Source organism: Dasania sp. GY-MA-18 (genome assembly GCF_024734385.1).
GTDB classification, from domain to species: domain Bacteria; phylum Pseudomonadota; class Gammaproteobacteria; order Pseudomonadales; family Dasaniaceae; genus Dasania; species Dasania phycosphaerae.
The window spans coordinates 97,152-119,811 of record NZ_JANHAP010000012.1 but is presented as its reverse complement, the minus strand read 5'-3'; the positions used below and the strand labels follow the sequence as shown (position 1 = coordinate 119,811).

At 50.1% G+C, this 22,660-nt stretch carries 18 protein-coding genes; all 18 read right to left on the bottom strand.

Going from position 1 to position 22,660, the window contains the following annotated elements; genetic code table 11:
• Positions 1–42: 42 nt before the first annotated feature.
• The 18 genes from eno to frr all read right to left on the bottom strand — a co-directional run bounded on the left by eno (position 43) and on the right by frr (position 22,658).
• Positions 43–1,332: a phosphopyruvate hydratase gene (eno, locus tag NO559_RS14485; RefSeq protein WP_258332584.1), complete on the bottom strand. Its 1,290-nt coding sequence runs from the start codon at positions 1,330–1,332 to the stop codon at positions 43–45.
• Between the two features lie 32 nt (positions 1,333–1,364).
• Complete coding sequence (gene kdsA / locus NO559_RS14480; RefSeq protein ID WP_258332583.1) at positions 1,365–2,213, bottom strand: 3-deoxy-8-phosphooctulonate synthase; 849 nt, start codon at positions 2,211–2,213, stop codon at positions 1,365–1,367.
• Positions 2,214–2,233: 20 nt separating this feature from the next.
• The gene (locus tag NO559_RS14475; RefSeq protein ID WP_258332582.1) at positions 2,234–3,862 is read right to left on the bottom strand and encodes a CTP synthase; all 1,629 of its coding nucleotides are present in this window, start codon (positions 3,860–3,862) and stop codon (positions 2,234–2,236) included.
• Between the two features lie 183 nt (positions 3,863–4,045).
• Complete coding sequence (gene tilS / locus NO559_RS14470) at positions 4,046–5,413, bottom strand: tRNA lysidine(34) synthetase TilS (protein WP_258332581.1); 1,368 nt, start codon at positions 5,411–5,413, stop codon at positions 4,046–4,048.
• A gap of 18 nt (positions 5,414–5,431) precedes the next feature.
• A complete protein-coding gene (locus NO559_RS14465) occupies positions 5,432–6,382 on the bottom strand; it encodes an acetyl-CoA carboxylase carboxyltransferase subunit alpha (RefSeq protein WP_258332580.1) in 951 nt (316 codons plus the stop codon).
• Positions 6,383–6,603: 221 nt separating this feature from the next.
• Positions 6,604–10,215 carry a DNA polymerase III subunit alpha gene (gene dnaE, locus NO559_RS14460; RefSeq protein ID WP_258332579.1) on the bottom strand — a complete coding sequence of 1,204 codons (3,612 nt, stop codon included), beginning with the start codon at positions 10,213–10,215 and terminating at the stop codon, positions 6,604–6,606.
• Between the two features lie 36 nt (positions 10,216–10,251).
• On the bottom strand, positions 10,252–10,857 hold the full coding sequence (gene rnhB, locus NO559_RS14455; protein ID WP_258332578.1) for a ribonuclease HII: 606 nt from the start codon (positions 10,855–10,857) through the stop codon (positions 10,252–10,254).
• A gap of 23 nt (positions 10,858–10,880) precedes the next feature.
• Positions 10,881–12,056 carry a lipid-A-disaccharide synthase gene (gene lpxB / locus NO559_RS14450; protein WP_258332577.1) on the bottom strand — a complete coding sequence of 392 codons (1,176 nt, stop codon included), beginning with the start codon at positions 12,054–12,056 and terminating at the stop codon, positions 10,881–10,883.
• A 160-nt stretch (positions 12,057–12,216) separates the two neighbouring features.
• Positions 12,217–12,990: an acyl-ACP--UDP-N-acetylglucosamine O-acyltransferase gene (gene lpxA, locus NO559_RS14445; protein ID WP_268904993.1), complete on the bottom strand. Its 774-nt coding sequence runs from the start codon at positions 12,988–12,990 to the stop codon at positions 12,217–12,219.
• A 14-nt stretch (positions 12,991–13,004) separates the two neighbouring features.
• Positions 13,005–13,442 carry a 3-hydroxyacyl-ACP dehydratase FabZ gene (fabZ, locus tag NO559_RS14440; protein ID WP_258332603.1) on the bottom strand — a complete coding sequence of 146 codons (438 nt, stop codon included), beginning with the start codon at positions 13,440–13,442 and terminating at the stop codon, positions 13,005–13,007.
• Positions 13,443–13,527: 85 nt separating this feature from the next.
• Positions 13,528–14,550 (bottom strand): UDP-3-O-(3-hydroxymyristoyl)glucosamine N-acyltransferase, encoded by a 1,023-nt coding sequence (gene lpxD, locus NO559_RS14435; protein ID WP_258332576.1) that lies wholly within the window; start codon positions 14,548–14,550, stop codon positions 13,528–13,530.
• Positions 14,551–14,573: 23 nt separating this feature from the next.
• Positions 14,574–15,083 (bottom strand): OmpH family outer membrane protein, encoded by a 510-nt coding sequence (locus tag NO559_RS14430; RefSeq protein WP_258332575.1) that lies wholly within the window; start codon positions 15,081–15,083, stop codon positions 14,574–14,576.
• A 74-nt stretch (positions 15,084–15,157) separates the two neighbouring features.
• Entirely contained in the window at positions 15,158–17,794 is a 2,637-nt protein-coding gene (bamA, locus tag NO559_RS14425) for an outer membrane protein assembly factor BamA (RefSeq protein WP_258332574.1), read from the bottom strand.
• A 69-nt stretch (positions 17,795–17,863) separates the two neighbouring features.
• On the bottom strand, positions 17,864–19,219 hold the full coding sequence (gene rseP / locus NO559_RS14420) for an RIP metalloprotease RseP (protein WP_258332573.1): 1,356 nt from the start codon (positions 19,217–19,219) through the stop codon (positions 17,864–17,866).
• A gap of 44 nt (positions 19,220–19,263) precedes the next feature.
• Positions 19,264–20,484, bottom strand: a complete 1,221-nt coding sequence (gene ispC, locus NO559_RS14415; protein ID WP_258332572.1) for a 1-deoxy-D-xylulose-5-phosphate reductoisomerase — start codon at positions 20,482–20,484, stop codon at positions 19,264–19,266.
• Between the two features lie 3 nt (positions 20,485–20,487).
• Positions 20,488–21,321, bottom strand: coding sequence for a phosphatidate cytidylyltransferase (locus tag NO559_RS14410; RefSeq protein WP_258332571.1), 834 nt, complete (start codon positions 21,319–21,321; stop codon positions 20,488–20,490).
• 25 nt (positions 21,322–21,346) lie between these two features.
• Positions 21,347–22,129, bottom strand: a complete 783-nt coding sequence (uppS, locus tag NO559_RS14405; protein WP_258332570.1) for a polyprenyl diphosphate synthase — start codon at positions 22,127–22,129, stop codon at positions 21,347–21,349.
• Positions 22,130–22,136: 7 nt separating this feature from the next.
• Positions 22,137–22,658 carry a ribosome recycling factor gene (frr, locus tag NO559_RS14400; protein WP_375542743.1) on the bottom strand — a complete coding sequence of 174 codons (522 nt, stop codon included), beginning with the start codon at positions 22,656–22,658 and terminating at the stop codon, positions 22,137–22,139.
• Positions 22,659–22,660: the final 2 nt, after the last annotated feature.

The window sequence follows — 22,660 nt, the reverse complement described above, 5'->3', positions numbered from 1 at the left end:
AGCAGCGCATAAAAAAGGCGGGCAATGCCCGCCTTGCTATGACTATGCTTTGAATTCAGCACGGCCACGATAAGGTGCTGCGGCGCCTAGCTCGGCTTCTATGCGCAATAAGCGGTTGTACTTGGCAACGCGGTCAGAGCGGCATAAAGAGCCGGTTTTGATTTGGCCTGCGGCAGTAGCCACGGCTAAATCAGCGATAGTGGTGTCTTCGGTTTCACCTGAGCGGTGTGAGATAACCGCGGTAAAGCCGGCAGCTTGTGCCATCTTAATCGCATCCAGAGTTTCGGTTAAAGAACCGATTTGGTTGAACTTGATTAGGATAGAGTTACCTATACCTTCATCTATGCCACGCTTTAAGATTTTAGTGTTGGTTACAAATAAATCGTCACCTACTAACTGTACGCGATCACCAATTTTATTGGTTAGGTCGGCCCAGCCTTCCCAGTCGCTTTCGTCCATACCATCTTCAATTGAAATGATAGGGTGCTTGCTGCTTAGCTCGGCCAAGTAGTCGGCAAATTCTGGCGCGCTAAATACTTTACCTTCGCCAGCCAGGTCGTACTTGCCGTCTTTATAAAATTCAGAAGAAGCGCAGTCCAAGGCTAGAGTAATGTCTTTACCTAATTCATAACCGGCATTGGCTATGGCCTCAGAAATAACGTCTAAAGCCGCTTCATTAGAAGGCAGGTCAGGAGCAAAACCGCCTTCATCGCCTACTGCAGTGCTCAAGCCACGCTCGCTTAATACTTTTTTCAGGGCATGAAAAATTTCGGCACCTTGACGTAAGGCTTCAGTAAAGGTTTTAGCGCCTACTGGCTGCACCATAAACTCTTGAATATCAACATTGTTGTCGGCGTGCTCACCACCGTTGATGATGTTCATCATAGGTACAGGCATGCTGTACTGGCCCGGTGTGCCGTTTAAGTCAGCTATGTGCTGGTATAAGGGGATACCTTTTTCAGCGGCTACTGCTTTTGCGGCGGCTAAAGACACGGCCAAAATAGCATTGGCACCAAACTTGGCTTTGTTTTCGGTGCCATCGGCATCAATCATTAGCTGGTCTATAGCACGCTGGTCGCTGGCATCTTTGCCTACTAATAAAGCTTTAATCTCAGTATTAATATTGTTAACAGCTGTTAACACACCCTTGCCCAAGTAACGGCTTTTATCGCCATCGCGCAACTCTAAAGCTTCGCGAGTACCGGTAGAGGCACCTGAAGGGGCGCAGGCAGAACCAATCGCACCAGAAGCTAAAATAACATCAGCCTCTACTGTGGGGTTGCCTCGAGAATCTAAGACTTCGTACGCTTTAATATCGGCAATTTCAGCCATGATGTTCTACTCCAAAGTATAAAAATTAAGATTTAATCGATTTGCAAAACCGGCAAAGCTTTTACCGCTTCGTCTATGGTTTTCATTTGCTGCAAAAAAGGTTCTAAGGCCGACAGCGGCAAGGCCGAGGGGCCATCACATTTAGCCTGATCTGGATTGGGGTGGGCCTCTAAAAATAAACCGGCCAAGCCTACCGCCATACCGGCGCGCCCCAACTCGGCGACTTGATGGCGACGACCACCAGAAGCTGCGCCCATAGGGTCGCGGCACTGCAGGGCGTGGGTAACATCGAAGATAATAGGCGCGCCGCCACTGACTTCCTGCATGGTGCGAAAGCCCAGCATATCAACCACCAAGTTGTCATAGCCCATGCATGAACCACGCTCGCACAGCATGACCTTGTCGTTGCCGCACTCTTTAAACTTATCAACAATATTGCCCATTTGCGCTGGGCTTAAAAACTGGGGTTTTTTAATATTAATGGCCGCGCCGGTTTTAGCCATGGCTGCTACTAAGTCGGTTTGCCGCGCTAAAAAGGCGGGCAGCTGAATAATATCGCAGACCTCGGCCACGGGCTGGGCCTGATCAACCTCGTGCACATCGGTGATCACAGGTACCTTAAAGGTTTGTTTAATCTCTTGGAAAATTTTTAAGCCCTCTTCCATACCGGGGCCACGGTAGGAATGCACCGATGAACGGTTGGCCTTATCGAAGGAGGCTTTAAATACATAGGGTATGTTTAAGCGGCCGCAAACTTCTACATAGTGCTCGGCAATTTGCATGGCCAGGTCGCGCGACTCCAACACATTCATGCCGCCCATTAACACAAAGGGGCGGTCATTAGCTATTTCTAAGTTGGCTACCGTTACCGTTTTTTGCATGTGCTGAATATCTCTGAGATTTATCGCTGTGACTGTTTAATCGCGGCATTAACAAAACCGGTAAACAAGGGGTGGCCATCTCTTGGGGTAGAGGTAAACTCCGGGTGGAACTGACAGGCCACAAACCAGGGGTGATCCGCCACCTCTACCACTTCTACTAAAGTGTCATCGGCAGACCAACCACCTATACGCAAACCGGCTTTTTGCAATTGATCAACAAAGTTATTGTTCACCTCATAGCGGTGGCGGTGACGCTCAACAATTAACTCTTTGCCGTAAACCTGTTTCGCTAATGAGCCTTCAGCTAGGCGGCACTCTTGACCACCTAAGCGCATGGTGCCGCCTAAGTCGGCTGCCTCATCGCGTTTTTCTTTATTGCCATCGGCATCCACCCACTCGGTAATTAAGGCGATAACCGGCTCTTGCGCGTGCTTATCAAACTCTGTGCTATTGGCATGGGTTAGGCTGGCGACATTTCTGGCGTATTCAATAACCGCTACTTGCATGCCTAAGCATATACCCAGGTAAGGCACTTTATTTTCACGGGCAAATTTAACCGTGGCGATTTTGCCCTCTACGCCGCGAGCACCAAAACCTCCGGGGACTAAGATGGCATCCACCCCTTCCAAAGCGCCGGTACCTTCGCGCTCTATATCTTCGGAATCGACATATTTAAAATTAATATTGGTATAAGTGTTAATACCCGCGTGCTTCATGGCTTCGATTAAGGACTTGTAGGCATCCAACAACTCCATGTATTTACCGACCATAGCAATGGTAACTTCTTGCTTGGGGTTGAGGTCGCCGTCTATCACCCTGTCCCACTCGGATAAATCGGCGGGCTCGCAAGCCAGCTCAAAACGCTCGACAATAAACTGATCCAAACCACGCTGGTTTAACAGGCCGGGGATTTTGTAAATACTGTCAGCATCCTCTAAAGGAATTACTGCACGCTCTTCTACGTTGGTAAAAGAGGAAATCTTTTTCAGCGAGGGCTCGTCAATTTTATGATCCGAACGGCACAATAAAATATCAGGCTGCAAGCCTATAGAACGTAACTCTTTAACCGAGTGCTGGGTGGGTTTGGTTTTAGTCTCACCGGCAGTGGCTATGTAAGGCACTAGCGTTAAGTGCATAAGCATGGCGCGCTTGGGGCCCAGCTCAGATTTAAGCTGCCTGGCTGCTTCGAAAAAGGGCAAACCCTCTATATCACCTATGGTGCCGCCAATTTCTATTACCGCCACATCGGCATCGCCAGCGCCTTCAATAACGCGGCGTTTAATTTCGTCGGTAATATGGGGGATAACCTGTACCGTGCCACCTAAGTAATCACCGCGGCGCTCTTTACGCAATACGGTTTCGTAAACGCGGCCAGTGGTAAAGTTGTTGCGGCGGTTCATCTTGGCGCGGATGAAGCGCTCGTAGTGGCCTAGGTCTAAATCGGTTTCAGCACCGTCCTCAGTCACAAATACTTCACCGTGCTGTATGGGGCTCATGGTGCCTGGGTCTACGTTAATATAAGGGTCTAACTTAAGTATGGTGACTTTAAGACCGCGGGCCTCAAGTATGGCCGCTAAAGAGGCCGATGCAATACCCTTACCTAGCGATGAAACAACACCACCGGTGACGAAGACAAATCGAGTCGCCATGAAGAACCTTTTATAAACTGTATCGTTGAACGTGTGTGCAATGTACTTGAGTTGGGTGTTAACAGGCCGTCAAATAGACTAAAAAACCGGCGTCGTTTTACCCCCTAAGATGGGACGCCAGTGTACCAGCAATGGCATAGTGGCTCAATCATAGAATGGTGCTGTGATAGCTGAAAATGGCGATTAAGGCCGCCGCCAGCAAATTTGCCAGCCCGGCTCAGTAGCAGACGCCTGCCAACCTTCCGCCACCAGCATATCGGCCACCGCAATTAATTCATCGCCACAGTACAACAGCGGCACCCGCCCACGCAGCCAATAGGGCACCGACAATTCCTGCAATAGTTTTTTAAGCTTGCGCGAACCACCGCGGCCCGCAGGGCGGCAGTGCTCGCCGCTCTGGCGAAAACGTATCTGCAAATCTGCGGCCTCAGCCCCCTTGCGCAGAGCTATACAGCCGCCCTCGCAGCGGCTAGCTGATAAGCTGCCAGCGCCGGGTAGGACGATCTCGTCGCTCAGGCTCCAACTATACCGGGCCTTATTATCAAAGTCGGGCAAGGGCTGATGCGCATAGAGCAGCCCCTCAAAACGACACACCTCTACCCCCGGCCAAGACACCGTGGGGCTGGCATCGGCCTGAGCGGAAATCACCGTATCTATCACTGCCAGCAACTGCGCCTCACTGGGCATAGGCAGCTGCTGCTGCGCCAACCAGTAACGCAGCAGATTTTTGCAGCGCGCCAAACTCAACGTGTTTAAGCCCGCTACCGCCAGCCCCTTTCCTGGGCCAGTAAAACCCAAACGCTGGGCATCCATAGCGGCCAACTCTTGATTAAGCTGGTAGGCCTCGGCACTGAGCCGGGCTGAACGGCCAAAACTCTCAGCAAACTGCGGCCAGCGCTGGGCCAATTTGGGGAGCAACTCTAGGCGTAAAAAATTGCGATCAAAATCACTGCTTTGGTTGCTGGGGTCTTCTATCCACCGCAACTGCTGTTGCTGGGCATAGGCCTCTATAGCCGCCCTGGACACCGCCAACAATGGCCGCACCAACTGCCCTGCCCCCAGCGCCCTAGCCTGCGGCATAGCCCCCAAGCCCTGGCTGCCACTGCCGCGCAGCAGGCGCAGCAATAGGGTTTCCGCCTGATCATCGGCGTGGTGACCCTGTAATAATAAGTCGCCGGGCTGCAGGGCCTGCTCAAATACCTGATAGCGCGCCTGCCTGGCCTGCTCTTCTAAGCTCTGCCTAGCTTGCTGCTCTATGGTGACGGCCTCTATATGCAAGGGCACAGCTAAAGCCTGAGCCTGCTGCGCGCAATGCTGCGCCCAAGCCTCTGCGGGTTGCTGTAAGCCATGATTGATATGCACTGCACACAAAGCCGGCAAACTTTGGCCTTGCTGCTGCGCTAAAAAGTGATGGCAGAGGTGCAGTAAAACATGGGAATCTACCCCGCCACTATAAGCCACCACCCAGCGCTTGGCGTTGGGGTAGTCTGTGAGCAGGGGGGATAAGAGTTGGGAGGCTGAAAGCGGTGCTAGCGTTGCGTTTGTAGCCAATCGGCCTCCCTGATGAGTTTATTCGTTACCGTACGACATTAAACGCTCATAGCGTTTTTCTAGCAAGTCCGCAGCGGGTAAATTCTCTAATACCGCTAAACGCTCAACCAAGTGATCCTTAATGCGCTCAGCCATTAAGTCTATATCACGGTGTGCGCCACCTAGTGGCTCGGGGATAGTGGCATCAACAATACCCAAGTCCTCTAGCACGGTAGAGGTTAAGCCCATAGCCTCGGCGGCATCCGGTGCTTTCTCTGAGGTTTTCCAAATAATATTGGCGCAACCTTCGGGCGAGATAACAAAGTAGGTAGAGTATTGCAGCATGGCCAGGTGATCACCTACGCCTATACCTAAGGCACCACCAGAGCTACCCTCACCTATTACTATGCAGATAATAGGCGTGCTTAAACGGGACATAACCGCTAAGTTTTTGGCGATGGCCTCACTGATACCGCGTTCCTCTGAGTCTATACCGGGGTAGGCTCCCGGGGTATCAATTAAGGTAATAATCGGCAGTTTAAAGCGCTCGGCCATTTCCATTAGGCGCTGGGCCTTGCGGTAGCCTTCGGGCTTGGGCATGCCAAAGTTACGGCGTACCTTCTCTTGTACACCACGGCCTTTTTCTTGGCCTATAACCATTACCGGCTTGCCATTAAGCCTGGCCATGCCGCCGATAATAGCGGCATCATCGGCAAAGTGGCGGTCGCCGTGTAACTCTTGAAAATCGGTAAATACGCGATTGATGTAATCCAGCGTATAGGGGCGCAGGGGGTGCCTGGCGACCTTAACTGTTTGCCAAGGGGTAAGATTAGCGAAAAGTTTTTCGGTGAGCTTGGTGCTTTTTTCGCGCAGCTTGGCAATTTCTTCAACGATATTCAGGTCGTTGTCGCTGCCTACTAGCTGTAATTCTTCAATCTTAACTTCGAGATCGGCAATGGGTTGTTCAAAATCGAGATAATTTGGATTCATAGGGGGCAAAAAACTCAGTTTACGAAACAGTTAAAGGCGCAGACTCTACTTGAATTTTTTCCTAGAGTCGACAGCTAAGGCCGCATAATTAAAGGCTTGCAGCCCTATAGCACAACCAGCCGAAACCGGATTTTAGCGACCAGTTCGCAACATTTAACCACGCTAATATGCGAACTGTCGCCATCGTCGGAGAAAAGGGCAAAAAATATTCAGCGAGTCTACTAATACTTTAGCTCAACTTTTTCATTTCCGAAGCGATCTTTTAAACATTGTATTAGTTCATCACTGGGGCTCACCTGCCAATTTGAGCCCAAGGTCAACTCCCCCTGCGCCTGCGCCTGCTGATACGCTATATGCACTGGGCAGCGGCCACCTAAAGCCGGTGACAGCATATCGCTAAATTCCTGGCTAAAGCCGCGTCTATGGCTGGACTGAAAATCCTCAGGGCTGAGGCTCAATGTCAGCGACTGGGCCAGCTCTTCGCGCACCTGCAGCAGGCTGCGCACGGTTTTACCGCGCACCTTGGTCTGCTTGCGGTATTCGTCAAACTCTACCTCGCCCTCTACCAGAATAACCGTGTCTTTGCTGAGCAAATCCCTGGCCTGCTCGTAGGCATCGGAGAATAGACCTATCTCTATGCGCGCGGTTCTGTCATCCAGCTGCACAAAGGCCATAGTGTCGCCGCGCTTGGTCTTCATGGTACGCATGTCTACCACTAGTCCCGCTATTAGCTGGCTGCTGCGGTCGGCTTTTAAATCGACTATGCGGTTGCGTACGATTTTCTTTAGCTCTTTTTCGTATTCGTCTATGGGATGGCCGGTAACGTACAAACCTAGGGTATCCTTTTCGCCTTTTAGACGCTCTTTGGGGGTTAGCGGCCGTACATTTTCAAAATCGGCATAAACATTATCCCCCTCGCCGTTGGGTACCACATCGCCAAATAAATCCATCATGCCAGCGTTTTTATTGCTGGCGCTTTGCTCAGCTGCCTTAACCGCCTCTTGAGTGCTGGCAATTAACACCGCCCGCTCTACCCCCAGGCTGTCGAAAGAACCCGAACGTATTAGCGCATCCAAGGCACGCTTATTCACCTTGCGCGGGTCTACCCGCTCACAAAAGTCGAACAGATTTTTAAAGGGGCCTCCCTCGTTGCGGGCGGCGATAATGCTGTCTATGGGGCCTTCGCCCAAGCCTTTAATCGCCCCTAAGCCGTAAATAATTTCGCCCTTATCGTTTACCGTAAACATATACTCACCCTCGTTCACATCGGGCAGTTTTAGCGGCAGCTTCATCTCTCTACATTCTTCGATGAAGATTACGATTTTGTCAGTGTTCTGTAATTCCGAGCTCATGGTGGCGGCCATAAACTCAGCGGGGTAATGGGTTTTTAACCACGCGGTTTGGTAAGACACCAAGGCATAGGCGGCCGAGTGGGATTTGTTAAAACCGTAACCGGCGAACTTTTCCACCAAGTCAAAGATCTTCATGGCCAGATCGCCATCAACACCCTGCTTGATCGCGCCTTCTTTAAAGATACTGCGCTGCTTGGCCATTTCCTCGGGTTTTTTCTTACCCATGGCGCGACGCAGCATATCTGCGCCACCCAAGCTGTAGCCCGCCAACACCTGAGCGATTTGCATTACCTGTTCCTGGTAAACAATAACGCCATAGGTGGGTTCTAATATAGGTTTCAGCCATTCGTGCTGATACTGCACATCGGGGTAGGCCACTTCGGCCATGCCGTGCTTACGGTTAACAAAGTCCTCTACCATGCCCGAATCCAACGGGCCGGGGCGGAACAGTGCCACCAGTGCGATCATGTCTTCCAGGTTATCGGGCTTGAGCTTTTTGATTAGCTCTTTCATGCCGCGCGATTCCAGCTGGAATACCGCAGTGGTCTCGCCGCGTTTTAAAAGCTTGAAGGTTTCCACATCTTCTAAATTGATGCGCTCTATTTCCAGCCCTACCACACTGCCATCAGACTTGGGGCGGTTTATCATTTTCACCGCCCAGTCGATAATGGTGAGGGTACGCAAACCCAAAAAGTCGAACTTAACTAAGCCCGCTTCTTCCACATCGTTTTTATCAAACTGGGTAACCAAGCCGCTGCCGGTTTCATCGCAATACAGGGGCGCAAAATCGGTAAGCTTAGAAGGTGCAATAACCACACCACCGGCGTGTTTGCCCACGTTGCGGGTCACGCCCTCTAATTGGGTAGCCATAGACCAAATTTCGGCGGCCTGCTCGTCTTCGCGTATAAAGTCGCGCAATAATTCCTCTTGCTCTATGGCCTTAGATAACGTCATGCCTATTTCAAAGGGAATCATTTTTGACAGTTTATCGGCCAAGCCATAGGACTTACCCTGCACCCTAGCCACGTCGCGCACCACCGCCTTGGCGGCCATGGTACCGAAGGTTACGATTTGGCTTACCGCCTCACGACCGTAGTTGTCGGCCACATAGCTGATTACCTTGTCGCGGTTATCCATGCAAAAGTCTACGTCGAAATCCGGCATAGAAACCCGCTCGGGATTAAGAAAACGTTCGAATAGCAGATCGTATTCCAAGGGGTCTAAGTCAGTAATTTTTTGCACATAGGCCACCAGCGACCCCGCACCGGAACCACGACCCGGGCCTACGGGGATATCGTGATCTTTGGACCACTGAATAAAGTCCATCACGATAAGAAAATAACCGGGAAAGCCCATTTCCAAAATAATATCCAACTCAAAATCGAGTCGTTCTATATATTCTTGATCCACCAAAGGTGGCAGGCTGGGCTTACGGTTTTCTTTTAAAAAGGCTAAACGCTCATCCAAACCTTCACGGGAAATTTTTCTAAAAAAGATGCCAGTGCGCAGCTCTTTTTCATACTCGGGGGTATCTTCTTTACCCGCCCAGTTTTTAGCTAGCGACTTGATGGTCTGCTGTTTTAGGGTTTCGTAGGGGACTTTCTGAAAATAGGGATCGTTCTCTAAGTCTTCTGGTATAGGGTATTCTGGCAGATAGTAAGTACCCAGTTTGATTTCCACATTACAACGCTTGGCAATTTCTACGGTATTTTGCAGCGCTTCGGGGATATCACTAAACAGCTCTTGCATTTCTTCTGGCGAGCGTAGGTATTGCTGCTCGGAATATTTTTTAACTCGGCGCGGATCATCCAAGGTGCGCCCCTCGTTAATACATACCCGTGCTTCATGGGCCTCAAACTCGCCCGCCTTTATAAAACAAACTTCGTTAGTGGCCACCACTGGGCATTGATACTGCCCGGCTAAAGCTACGGCTTGATGTAAATAATTCTCTTCGTTTTCTCTGCCGGTGCGCTGCAGCTCCAAATAAAAACGATCTGGAAACATAGTCATCCAGCGCTGTAAACGCTCAGCCGCCAAGGCCTGCTTGCCCGCCAATAAAGCGCGCCCTACCTCGCCGTCTTTGCCACCCGATAATGCAATCAGACCTTCGGATTTTTGCTGCACCCAGGAGCGTTTAATATAAGCCACTCCCAAATACTGGCCCTGCTGATAGGCCATGGAAATTAATTCGGTAAGGTTGCGGTAGCCTTTATCGTTTTGCGCCAACAAGCACAGTTTGGAGATTTGAGTTTCGTCTTCGTCATCTTTAAGAAAAAAGTCACTGCCGTAGATAGGCTTTACACCCGCCGCCACGGCCGCTTTATAAAATTTAATTTGGCCATAAAAATTTGTATGGTCGGTTAACGCCACCGCCGGCATGCCCAGCTCCGCCACGCGCTTAGCCAGGGGCTTTAAGCGCACTAAACCGTCGATTAACGAAAACTCGCTATGTAGGCGCAAATGGACAAAAGATGGGGTCATAAAGTGCTGCTCTGTATCGTGTTATGGCATAGCTTGCTATAGCAAACTCAGTTGCTCTAATTGTTTTTTTACGGGGCCAAAAGAACGCCGGTGTATAGGCGTGGGGCCTAAGGTTTCCAAGGCCTGCATATGCACCTTGGTGGGGTAGCCCTTATGCCCCGCCAAACCATAACCGGGGTATAACTCATCCATAGCTAGCATCTCTCTATCCCTAGTCACCTTGGCCAAAATAGATGCCGCCGCGATGGCTGCTACCCGGCTATCGCCTTTAACTACCGCCTCGGCAGGATATGACCATTGCGGAATTTTATTACCATCCACCAGCACATGCTCAGGTTGCACGGCCAGGCCTTGCACCGCTCTGGTCATGGCTAACAGGCTGGCGTGCAGAATATTAATTTCGTCTATCTCTTGTACCGTTGCTCTGGCTATACACCAGCTCAAGGCCTGCTCTTGAATAATAGGGAACAAGGCCTCGCGTTTTTTTTCGGTGAGTTTTTTAGAATCGTTTAAACCCTCTATAGGTTTATTGGGATCTAAAATTACCGCCGCGGCGACCACATCGCCAGCCAAAGGCCCGCGTCCCACCTCATCGGTACCCGCCACCAAGATACCTTGGTAGCTGCTATGAAAAACGTCCATCACTCTATTCCTAACTATTCTTTTTATGACTGAGCATCGTGAGATTCATTGTGCCGGTGGCGTATCATTTTTAATAACACCTCGGCGGCGCGCTCACTGGCGTTCATTTTTAATGTTTGGTGTATCTCGGTAAAACGCTCTATCAGCGCGGCGCGCTTAGCTTTATTTTGCAGCGCGTCTAACACTAACGGCCCTAACATTTCTGGCCGCACATCCTGCTGTAGCACCTCGGGCACCAGCATCTCACCCGCCAATAAATTAGGCAGAGCAATATATTTAGACTTAACCATGCGCGAGATTATGGCGTAAGACAACCCCGCCATTTTATAAGCCACTACCATGGGGCGTTTTAATAACATGGCCTCTAAGGTAGTGGTGCCCGAGGCCATTAATACCGCATCGGCGGCGGCCATAGCGGTTTGTGAATCGCCTTGTATTAAGGTAATAGGCAGGCCCGCACCGCGCTGGCTGAGCAGGGTTTGCAATTGCTGATAACGAGCCTCGTTGGCGGCTGGCAGAATAAACTGTAAATCTGAGCGCTGATGTAAACACCAGCGAGCGGTTTCTATAAATGCCTCGCCCAACATAGCCACCTCGCCACCGCGGCTGCCCGGCAATAGCGCCACCAAAGGCTTGTCAGCGCTAAGCCCCAAGGCCTGTTGCGCTTGCTGCTGGTCATTTTGCAGGGGAAACTTATCGGCCAAAGGATGACCAATAAAAGACACCGGCACATTATGCTGGTGATAAAACTGGGCCTCAAAGGGGAATAAGGTCAGCATTCTATCCACTGCCTTGGCGATTTTATGTACCCGACCGCTGCGCCAAGCCCATACCGAGGGGCTGACATAATGCGCGGTTAACAAGCCTGCTTTACGCAGGGCCAGCTCTAGATCCAGGTTAAAATCGGGAGAGTCTATGCCTAAAAATAAATCTGGCGGCTTAGCAATAAAATGCTCTTTTAGGCTGCGGCGTATGCGCAGTAGTTCGGGCAGGCGTTTTAAGGGCTCTACTATGCCCATCACCGCCAAACGCTCCATGGGGTGGTGGCTGTTAAAGCCCTGGGCCAACATTAAGGGGCCGCCTATACCTTCAAATTGAGCTTGTGGGTATTGTTGTTTTATAGCCTTGATCAAGCTGGCACCGAGTATATCCCCCGATGCCTCACCAACAACTATCCCTATGCGTAAACTTTCCGCCATGATGTAACCTTGTGGAGGGTTGATAACAATGACTACAAGCCAAATGCCGCGATGATGATGGCTTAAAGTAGCGGCTTAAGGCGTGGAATTATTATCAGCCTGTGTCTAGTTAAGCTTTTACCGCAGCCTTGTTAGCCAGGCCCTTCTGAATTAGCTAGTGCTACCTGACTATGCCGCGCTTAGAAACACGTATAGAGTGTATTAATGGCCCCAACTCAGCGCAGTCTGCTTGCATGCTTTCCAATTCCTGCAGGGCTTCTTCGGTGGTTAGGCCGCGGCGATAGATGATTTTATAAGCCTTGCGTATGGTGGCTATGGCCTCGCTGCTAAAGCCCCTGCGTTTTAAACCTTCGGTATTAATCCCTTTGGCCGCTGCCGGACTACCCATAACGGTAACATAGGCTGGCACATCTTTACCTATAGCCGTACCCATGCCACTAAAGGAGTGCTCGCCTATATGACAAAACTGGTGTATCAAGGTATAGCCACTGACTATGGCCCAATCGCCTATATACACATGGCCAGCTAAGGCGGCGTTGTTCACCAATATACAGTGGTTACCCACTACCGAGTCATGGCCTATATGTACATAAGCCATAATCAGGTTGTCGTTGCCTATGGTGGTTTCGGCTCTATCCTGCACGGTGCCTCGGTGTATGGTGACACCTTCGCGTATTACATTATTATCGCCTATCACCAAGCGTGTAGGCTCGTTGTTATATTTTAGGTCGGGGGTATCGTCGCCCACGGTAGCAAACTGATAAATGGTATTGTTGCGACCTATCACCGTGGGGCCTTTAACCACCACATGAGACTTAATCACGGTGCCCGCCCCTATTTCTACATTGGGACCTATAATACTCCAGGGGCCGACCTCTACGTCATCGGCCAGCTTGGCACTGGGGTCGATAATGGCTCTACTGTCTATCAACATTCAACTGTTTACTCTTAAACTTTTTTATCTGCACATAATATAGAGGCAGATGCGGCTAATTGCCCATCGACATAGGAGCTGCATTGAAATTTCCAAATGCCGCGCTTGTCCGAAACATAATCAACTTTAAGCTCTAACTGATCGCCGGGTACCACTTGACGCTTAAAGCGCACATTATCCACACCAACAAATAAATATATAGAGCCATCAGCAGGCTTTTTATCCTGGGTTTTAAAGCCCAATATACCAGCGGCTTGAGCCATAGCTTCGATAATTAAGACGCCGGGCATGACCGGCTTATCGGGGAAGTGGCCATTAAAGAAAGGCTCGTTTACGCTGACGTTTTTAATGGCGGTAATAGACTCACCTAAAACCAGCTCAGTAACGCGATCAACCAATAAAAAGGGATAGCGGTGGGGCAAATATTCTCTTATTTCTTTCACGTCCATTATCATGGAGTTTGATCCCTATAAATAACACGGTGCTGTTATAGCACGGTAATAATCTGTAACGCACAGGCTTAATAGCAAGCCCGGCCTAGTTATTAGCCTTGATAAAGCGGCTTAATTTTTTGATCCATGCGTCTAGTTGCGCAAAGCGCGCAGCAGCTTTACGCCATTGCTGGGTTTCCAGCATGGGCGTACCCGATGAATAAGAGCCGGGCTGGCTAATAGACTTAGTCACCAAGGTATGAGCGGTAATATGGACATTATCCGCCAAACTAATATGCCCCACTATACCCACGCCACCGGCTATAGTGCAGCGGCTACCTATACGGGTACTGCCGGCAATGGCCGTGCAACCGGCTATGGCCGTGCCATCACCAATTTGTACGTTGTGAGCACATTGCACCAAGTTATCGATGATGACGTGGTTGCCTATAATCGTGGGGTTTAAAGCCCCTCTATCTATACAGCTATTGGCACCTATCTCCACATGGTCGCCAATCACCACAGCACCTAATTGCTCAATTTTTTGCCAGCCCTGTTGAGTGGGGGCAAAACCAAAACCGTCGGCGCCTATCACCACGCCGCTGTGTAATATAACAGAATGACCAATACTCACGCCGTGATACAGTGTCACATTTGCGTGTAATAAACCCTGTGGGCCTATAACAACATCATCCCCAATTACTGAGCCTGGCCCTATTACTACCTGCTCACCTATACGCACGCGCTCACCAATAACGCAGTTAGCACCTATGCTGGCGCTACTGGCAATATCAGCGCTAGCGGCAACTACCGCAGTATCCGCGATACCGGCCACTGCCTCACTCTGTTTTTTAAACAGCTGGGTAGCTTGCGCGTAACTAAGATAAGGATTGTCGGAAACCAACGCCGCAACCGGGCAGTGTGGCAACATAGCAGGGCTGACAATAACCGCACTAGCGGCGGTATTAGCTAATTCTTTTTGATAGCGGGGATTAGCCAAAAAACTAAGCTGGCCAGTCGCTGCCGATGCTAAAGTCGCTAAACCAACAATGCGCAGGCTGGAATCGCCTACGCATTCTAATTGTAGCTGCTCTGCTAATTCAGCTAGGGAGTAATCACGCGCTGTCATGGCTGGGTGAAAATAGCCTAGGTTTATTGCAGATTAAGTTTGGCAGTGACTTTACCGGTTACATCGTAGCCGTTATCTACATGCAAGGCCGTTTTTCTATCCAATAATAAACCTAGGCTTTCTTCTTTAATCACTTCAGGCATTACTTGCTGCAGCTTGGGGTAAAAAGCTTGCATTAATTTTTTGGCTAATTCTTGTTCAGCTGTTTGCAATTTTTTACGTACATGCTGAATATCAGTGGCGCTGCTTTGCAGTTTTTGCGCCTCGGCTTGTTTTTGCTCGTCACTCATTACGGCGCTATCTTTTTGTAGCTTTTCTTTATTGGCCATAAAGTCTTTTTGCAATTTCTCTAACTGCTTAACGCTCTCGGCGTAATCGGGGCGCGCCTGTAACTCTTTAAACTCTTTTTTGGCGGCTTCGGTTTGCAAGATAGCGGTTTGCACATCTAGTACGGCAATTTTGCCCTGTGCTGCTGCCATTAACGGCGCTGCCACAGCTGTGACTAGCACCATTAGCTTTAATAAATTTTTCATGGGTTTTCTCCTCATTATTTTAAATCAATACTATCCGTATCGCGGGCAGGCTACCAGCAGTAAACTTAAATAGTTTAAAAACTGCGGCCTAGAGAGAACTGGAAGTTTTCAGTCTCATCGTATTCACTTTCATTCATGGGCTTAGAATAACTAAAGGTTAGCGGGCCAAAGCCGGTAATCCACGTCATGCCCACCCCTACCGAATAGCGCAACTCGTCCATATCAAAATTAGTACAGTTCACCTGAGTTGCTCGGCAATCAGTGCTAAATACATTACCTACGTCAAAGTAAAAAGCCGAGCGTATGGAGCTTTGATCTTTAATAAAGGGCAAGGGGAACAGTAATTCCACACTGGCCTCTACCAGCAAGTTGCCGCCAAAGGGGTCGGGCTTATTATCGACTGAGCTGGCATTAAATGAACCGTCGCTGGCTATATACGAAAACTTATCATCTAATTGTTTCGCTTGGCCCACTACCGAGCAATTACTAACACTATTATCCACATCGGTCTGGCTACAAACAGCTACCACTGCTTGACCTCTGTCATAACGCAATGCTGGCGTACTTCTTGGGCCTAAAGTGTTGCTCTTAAAGCCGCGCACCGAGCCAAAACCACCGGAGTAAAAGTTTTGGAAGAAAGGCAGCTCTTCTACATCGCCAAAACCATCGCCATAACCTAAGTCACCGCGCAGGCGTACTATCCAGTTATTGGTAATGGGTAAAAAGACTTGGCCGGTATAGGTAAGCTTATAAAACTCTAAGTCACTACCCGGTATGGTGACCTCTAAGGCCAGGCTTTGCGAAGCACCACGGGTTGCCATGCGGCCACGGTTTAAGGTGGACTGCGACCAGCTGGTGGTAAAGGTAAAGTCGTTGAACTCGTTGCCGTACAAATCGATAAAGCCGGGTTGCGTCGGTGGCGTTAACAGATCGGCATTGGCCACTGGATCGAAAGTCTTAGGTAATTCAGCCTGGGCATAGGTGCTAACGCCATTTACATTGCCAGCAAACTCGCTGTCGTAATAGTGATTGATAAAGTCTGAATCAGCGCGCGGGCTGGCAAATATCTCCTGCACCGCAAAATCACCGGCCTCTATCTCGGTATTGGTATAGGTGAAGCTATAACCTACCCGCTCGGTTTCCTTGATGGGGTAGCTGAAATTCATCGAGGTACCCAAGGTATTGGTGGTGTAGTTAGACACGTTGATTTCTGACAGGTCAGCCTTGCGATAAAACACCGAGAAACCGCGGCTCACACCGTCTTCAGTGTAATAAGGATTGGTATAACTAAAGCGCACATTAGTCATATAGCGGCTTTTGTTTAAGCCTATGCCTACCTGCTTGCCGGTGCCCAACACATTGTCTTGCTGTACGTTAGCGCCGAATATAATACCGCTGTCCTGCGAGTAACCGATGCTGGCGCCTATGCTGCCTGAAGGCTGCTCTTCCACCTTGTATTTAATATCGATTTGATCGTCGCTGCCGGGTACTTCTAAGGTTTCTACCTTGGCATCCTTAAAATAACCTAAACGGTCTAAGCGTATACGCGACTGTTCTATGCGCGAGGAAGACGCAGGCGCACCTTCCATTTGCCGCATTTCACGGCGCAGTACTTCATCGGCGGTTTTACTATTGCCATCAAACTCTATGCGGCGTACATAGGTGCGCTTGCCAGGGTCTATAAAAAACTTAAGATTAACGGTTTGGTTTTCTTGGTCTATATCGGTAATGGTTTCAACTTTGGCAAAATTATAGCCATCATTACCTAAACGCTTGGTCAGCCACTCTTCACTATTGGTGACTGCCGTTTGCGAAAAAGTTTGCCCCGACTGTATTAATACAAAGGGCCATAGCTGCTCTTCTTTAACTACTAGGTCACCGGATAAGTCCACTTTATCAACGGTGTAAACCTCACCCTCTTTTATATTGATGGTGATGTATACCGCTTTGCGATCGGGGGTAACCGTCACTTGGGTAGAATCTATGGCAAAGGTTAAATAACCCCGGTCTAGGTAGAAAGATTTAAGGGTTTCTAAATCACCCGCCAAAGCCTCTTTGGCATATTTATCATCGCTGGTAATCCACGACCAAAAGCCGGTAGTGGATAACTCTACTAAATCTAATAGCTCTTCTTCGCTAAAATCTTTATTGCCTACTATATTGATGTGCTTAATCGCAGCGGTATTACCCTCATCAATATTGATATTCACCGCTACGCGGTTGCGGGGCAGCGACACCACTTCGGTATCTATGCCAGCATCGTAACGGCCTTGGGATACATATTGGCGAGTCAGCTCTAGCTTCATGGTCTCTAGGGTTGAGCGTTTAAACACCTGCCCCTCAGCCAAACCAGCACCTTTTAAGCCTTCTAATAAGGCCTCAGATTTAATCGCCTTATTACCCTCTAATACAATTTCGCTAATAGAGGGGCGCTCTACCACGGCCACCACTAGCACGGTGCCATCGCGGCCTATCTCTACATCATCGTAATTACCACTGCGAAACAAACTGCGTATGGCATTGCTAATAGCCGCCTGATCTACTGTATCACCTACATTAATAGGCACGGAGGTAAACACGCTGGCCGCCGACACCCGCTGCAAACCTTGCACGCGTATATCTGACACCACAAAGCTTTCTTCAGCGTGAACACTAATAGAGGAAAACAGCCACAAAGGGGCTAACAGGAATACTGTAAGAAAACGTCTCATTGATTATTTATTACCACAAAATTCATTAGCACAGGGATTCTCGCGTGTTCAAAGCTAGCCTGCTGTTCATTAGAGTCGACTAATATCGTTATATAAAGCCAGCATCATCATGCTAATGACAATAACAAAGCCCAATTGGTAGCCCAGTGCTTGAATACGGTCTGATACTGGACGGCCTATTATTAGTTCTACCACCCCAAATAAAATATGGCCGCCATCCAAAACCGGTATAGGCAGTAGATTTAACACCCCCAAACTCACACTCAATAAAGCCAAGAAGCTGAGATAGCTAGTTAGACCAGAGTTTGCCGAGGCGGACGCCACTTTAGCAATGGTTATCGGGCCACTCAAGTTTTTTGGCGAGATTAGCCCCATTAACATCTTTTTAATGGATTGCAGAGTAAAAACGCTCATATCCCAGGTGCGATTTAATGAAGCAGTAAACGCGCTAACAGCGTTATATTGGTAGTCTCGGCGCAACTCTGCTGGCCACTCTGGCCACTTTACCCCCATACCAACCTGACCATAGGCCCGGCCCTGCTCGTCAATTTTTCTAGCGGGGGTAAGTTCAGCGCTAAGCGGCTGCCCTGCCCGCAAAAATTGTACTTGTATGGCTTGCTGGGGGCGCTCGCGCACATACTCTACCCAGTCGCCCCACTCGGCTATGGGCTGCTCATCGGCCTGCACAATAATATCGCCGGTTTCAAAACCGGCCTGCGCCGCCGGGCTTTCGGCTACTACTTGATCTATCTGGGCAATCAGCTTGGGCCTATACAGTTCCACCCCTATACCCGCCATTAGGTCGGTGACTTCCTCCCCCGCCAGCCAGGCATCAACGGTAGCGCTAGAACTGTAGGTTAAATCGGAATCGGCATATTTGACGGTAAACTCTATTTCACCGCTATCACCTATGCGCTCTAGCAGCTGTAAGTGCAGCGCCTCCCAAGTGGGGGTAGGCTCACCGTCAACCGCAACTATCTCTTGGCCGGCTTCTAAACCTGCCAACTCGGCTACCGACCCTGCCTCTACCTTATCGATAATCGGGGCCACACCGCTAACCCCAGCCACAAATACAAACCAATACACAATAATGGCGAGGATAAAGTTAGCTAAAGGCCCGGCCGCAACCGTGGCTAGGCGATGACCCACGGGCTTGTTATTAAACGCCATATGACGCAGCTCGGCGGGCACTTCGCCCTCGCGCTCGTCCAGCATTTTGACATAGCCACCCAAGGGTATGGCGGCAATCACATATTCGGTATCTAGTTTATCGCGCCAGCGGTACAGCGGTTTGCCAAAGCCCACAGAAAAGCGCAGCACCTTGATGCCGCAGCGTCTGGCCACCCAAAAATGGCCATACTCGTGTATAGACACCAATATCGCCAAGGTGAAGAGAGTAATTAATATGGTTTGCAGTAATTCCATGGAGTGAGACAACAACCTTTTATTATGGCAACTTCAGTCAATGATTAGGCGCAGGCGCGGTTAGCAACCTGCTGCAGGGCTAAGTCCCGGGCCTGCTGATCGGCCAATTGGACAACGGCTAAAGTCGAGGGTTCAACCAGCTCAACAGCCGCCAACACGGACTCGATAATAACAGGGATATCAGTAAAGCGTATCTGTTGATTGAGAAAAGCCTCTACCGCCACCTCATTGGCGGCATTCAACGCCACCATTGCAGTCTTGCCGGTTTTAACCGCCTGCGCCGCCAAACCTAGGCAGGGGAAACGCTGATAGTCGGGGGCCTCAAAATCCAGTGTGGCGGTGGCGATAATATCCAAACTGGCCACCCCAGACTCTATACGCTCAGGCCAGGCCATAGCATGCGCTATAGGGGTGCGCATATCGGGGTTACCCAACTGCGCCAGCACCGAGCCATCCACATATTCCACCATAGAGTGAATAATGCTCTGCGGGTGTACCACTATCTCTATATCTTCAGGCTGGGCATTAAACAGCCAGCAGGCCTCAATAAACTCTAAACCCTTATTCATCATGGTAGCGGAATCGACCGAGATCTTACGCCCCATAGACCAATTGGGGTGGGCACAGGCCTGATCGGGGGTCATCGCCGCCAGCTGCTCTAAAGGGGTCTGCCGAAACGGCCCGCCTGAGCCAGTAAGCAGAATTTTACGTATGCCGCTGCTGGCTAGCTGGTGGCTACCGCCTTCCTCTTGGTATTGGGCGGGCATGCACTGAAAAATAGCATTATGCTCGCTATCTATGGGCAGTAGCACCGAGCCACTTTTTTTCACCGCCTCCATAAACAGGCCGCCAGCCATCACCAGCGCCTCTTTATTGGCCAACAACACTTTTTTGCCGCTCTCTACCGCCGCCATGGTGGGCGCTAAACCCGCTGCACCCACTATGGCCGCCATAACAGTATCGACCTCGGCATGGCTGGCAACCGCGTTTAAGCCCTCGTCACCGCTAAGCACTTGGGTATCATCAATACCCTGTTGCTGTAACAGGGCCGCCAACTGCTCTGCCGCCTGCGGCTCGCGCATCACCGCATAGCGCGGCTTATGGGCAATAACTTGCTCGGCCAATTCAGCCACACTGCTATTGGCCGTAAGGGCAAACAAGCGATAGCGCTGTGGGTGCCTGGCGCAAACATCCAGCGTGCTAATACCTATAGAGCCGGTGGCCCCTAAAACGGTGATATTTTCTATTGCGACAGCCTTATCCACCTATTACCAACCCACCAATATAATGCACAGCGCAAACACCGGCGCTGCTGCCGTTAAACTATCCAATCTATCCATAATGCCACCGTGGCCGGGCAATAGCGTGCCGCTGTCTTTAACACCTTGATGGCGCTTGACCATGCTCTCTAATAAATCGCCCAATACCGAGGCCAAGCCGGTTAACACCGCCACCACTAATACCTGCTCTAAGCGCATGGCTGCACTGCCGTAGTACAACCACAGCAGCAAGGCTAAGCTGCTGGTTGCCACTAAGCCGCCCCAAAAACCCGCCCAAGACTTACCCGGGCTCACCGCCACCGCCAACTTGGATTTGCCCCAAGCCTTGCCACTAAAATAGGCGCCGGTATCGGCACTAGCCACCAAGGCCAGCAATACAAAAATATAGGCAGTACCATGGGCATTAAAACGCAGCGAGATAAACGCCAACCAGGCAGGGATTAACACTAAAAACCCCATCAGCAAGCGGGCCGGTACGGCGCCCCAAAGCTTGCCGCTATAGGGGTAGCTTTTAACCCATAACAGCGCTACCGCCCACCACAGACAGCCCAAGCCCAGCACATCGCGCACTCGCGGCCAAGCCAGCTGTTCGCTGAGTAGCTGGCAATACCAGGCCACCAAGGCCATTAACAACAAGCTGCAAGCACTGTAAATTGCGCGGTTTAGGCTGCCAGCTAAGCCTGCCAGTGCCGACCACTCCCAGCTGGCCGCAAGAATAACCGCCGTCATCAGCGCGGCAAAATATAAAGGGGAAAGAAAAACTATGGCACTGCCCATTACGCAGACTAATACCAATGCTGTAATTATTCGCTGTTTAAGCACGACAGCCCTCTTTTGTTTATTCTAGTTATTTGCTGTCGGCGTCTTTACGAGCGCCAAAGCGTCTATCACGTTGCGCATAGGCGGTCAGTGCCTCACGCAGGTCGGGCTCGGAAAAATCCGGCCATAAAGCTTTTGAAAAAAACAATTCTGCATAGGCCAGTTGCCACAGTAAAAAATTGCTAATGCGATGTTCATCGGCAGTGCGTACACAGAGATCGGGAGCGGGCAAATCAGCCAAGGCCATATGCTTAGCCATATGCTGAGCATCGACCTGATCCAACGCCAACTCACCGCGCTGCACCTGCCCTGCTAAAATTTTAGCCGCATTGGCAATATCCCACTGGCCGCCATAATCCACCGCCAGTACCAATATCGCTTTATCATTATTGGCGGTAAGCGCTTCGGCCTCAGCCATTTGCTTACGCAAAGCGTCGCTAAAATTATCGCGATTGCCTATAAAACGCATTTGTACGCCATCGGCATGCAAGCGTTTCATTTCTTTTTTTAAGTAAGTGGCAAATAAGCGCATCAGCGCTTTTACCTCTAGGGCGGGACGCTGCCAATTTTCACTGCTAAAGGCAAACAGGGTTACCACTTTAATGCCGTAACCCATGGCCAACTGCAGCACCTGCCGCACCGACTCCACCCCAGCGGTATGCCCCGCGGTGGTGGACTTGCCGCGCAGCTTGGCCCAGCGGCTATTACCATCCATGATAAAGGCGATGTGCTGCGGTATTACTGCAAAATCACTCGCCTTCCCAGTTACCTCAATGGCAACACCAGAGTCGCTATCACTTGATTCCGGCATAATGTACTTATATTTCCATTAAGTCTTTTTCTTTGATCGCTAAGGCCTTATCCACCTCGGCCACGTACTTATCAGTGATTTTCTGAATATCATCTTGCGCGCGACGCTCATCATCTTCAGAAATTTCTTTCTCTTTTTGTAAGTCTTTAATATCGCTGAGTATATCGCGGCGTATATTGCGTATAGACACTTTCGAGTGCTCGGCTTCGGCGCGAGCTTGCTTGGTGTAACCCTTACGCGTTTCTTCCGTCAGCATAGGCATGGGTATGCGTATTACTGAACCGGCAGTAGAAGGGTTTAAACCCAAGTCGGATTTCATAATGGCTTTTTCTACTTCCGGCACCATGGGCTTTTCCCAGGGCACTACCGACAAGGTACGACCATCTTCAACATTAATTGCAGCAACTTGGCTAAGCGGGGTTTCAGAACCATAGTAATCCACGCGTATACCATCCAGTATGCTGGGGTGAGCTCGGCCTGTGCGAATTTTATTTAAACTAACACCCAAAGCGCTGATGGTTTTTTGCATGC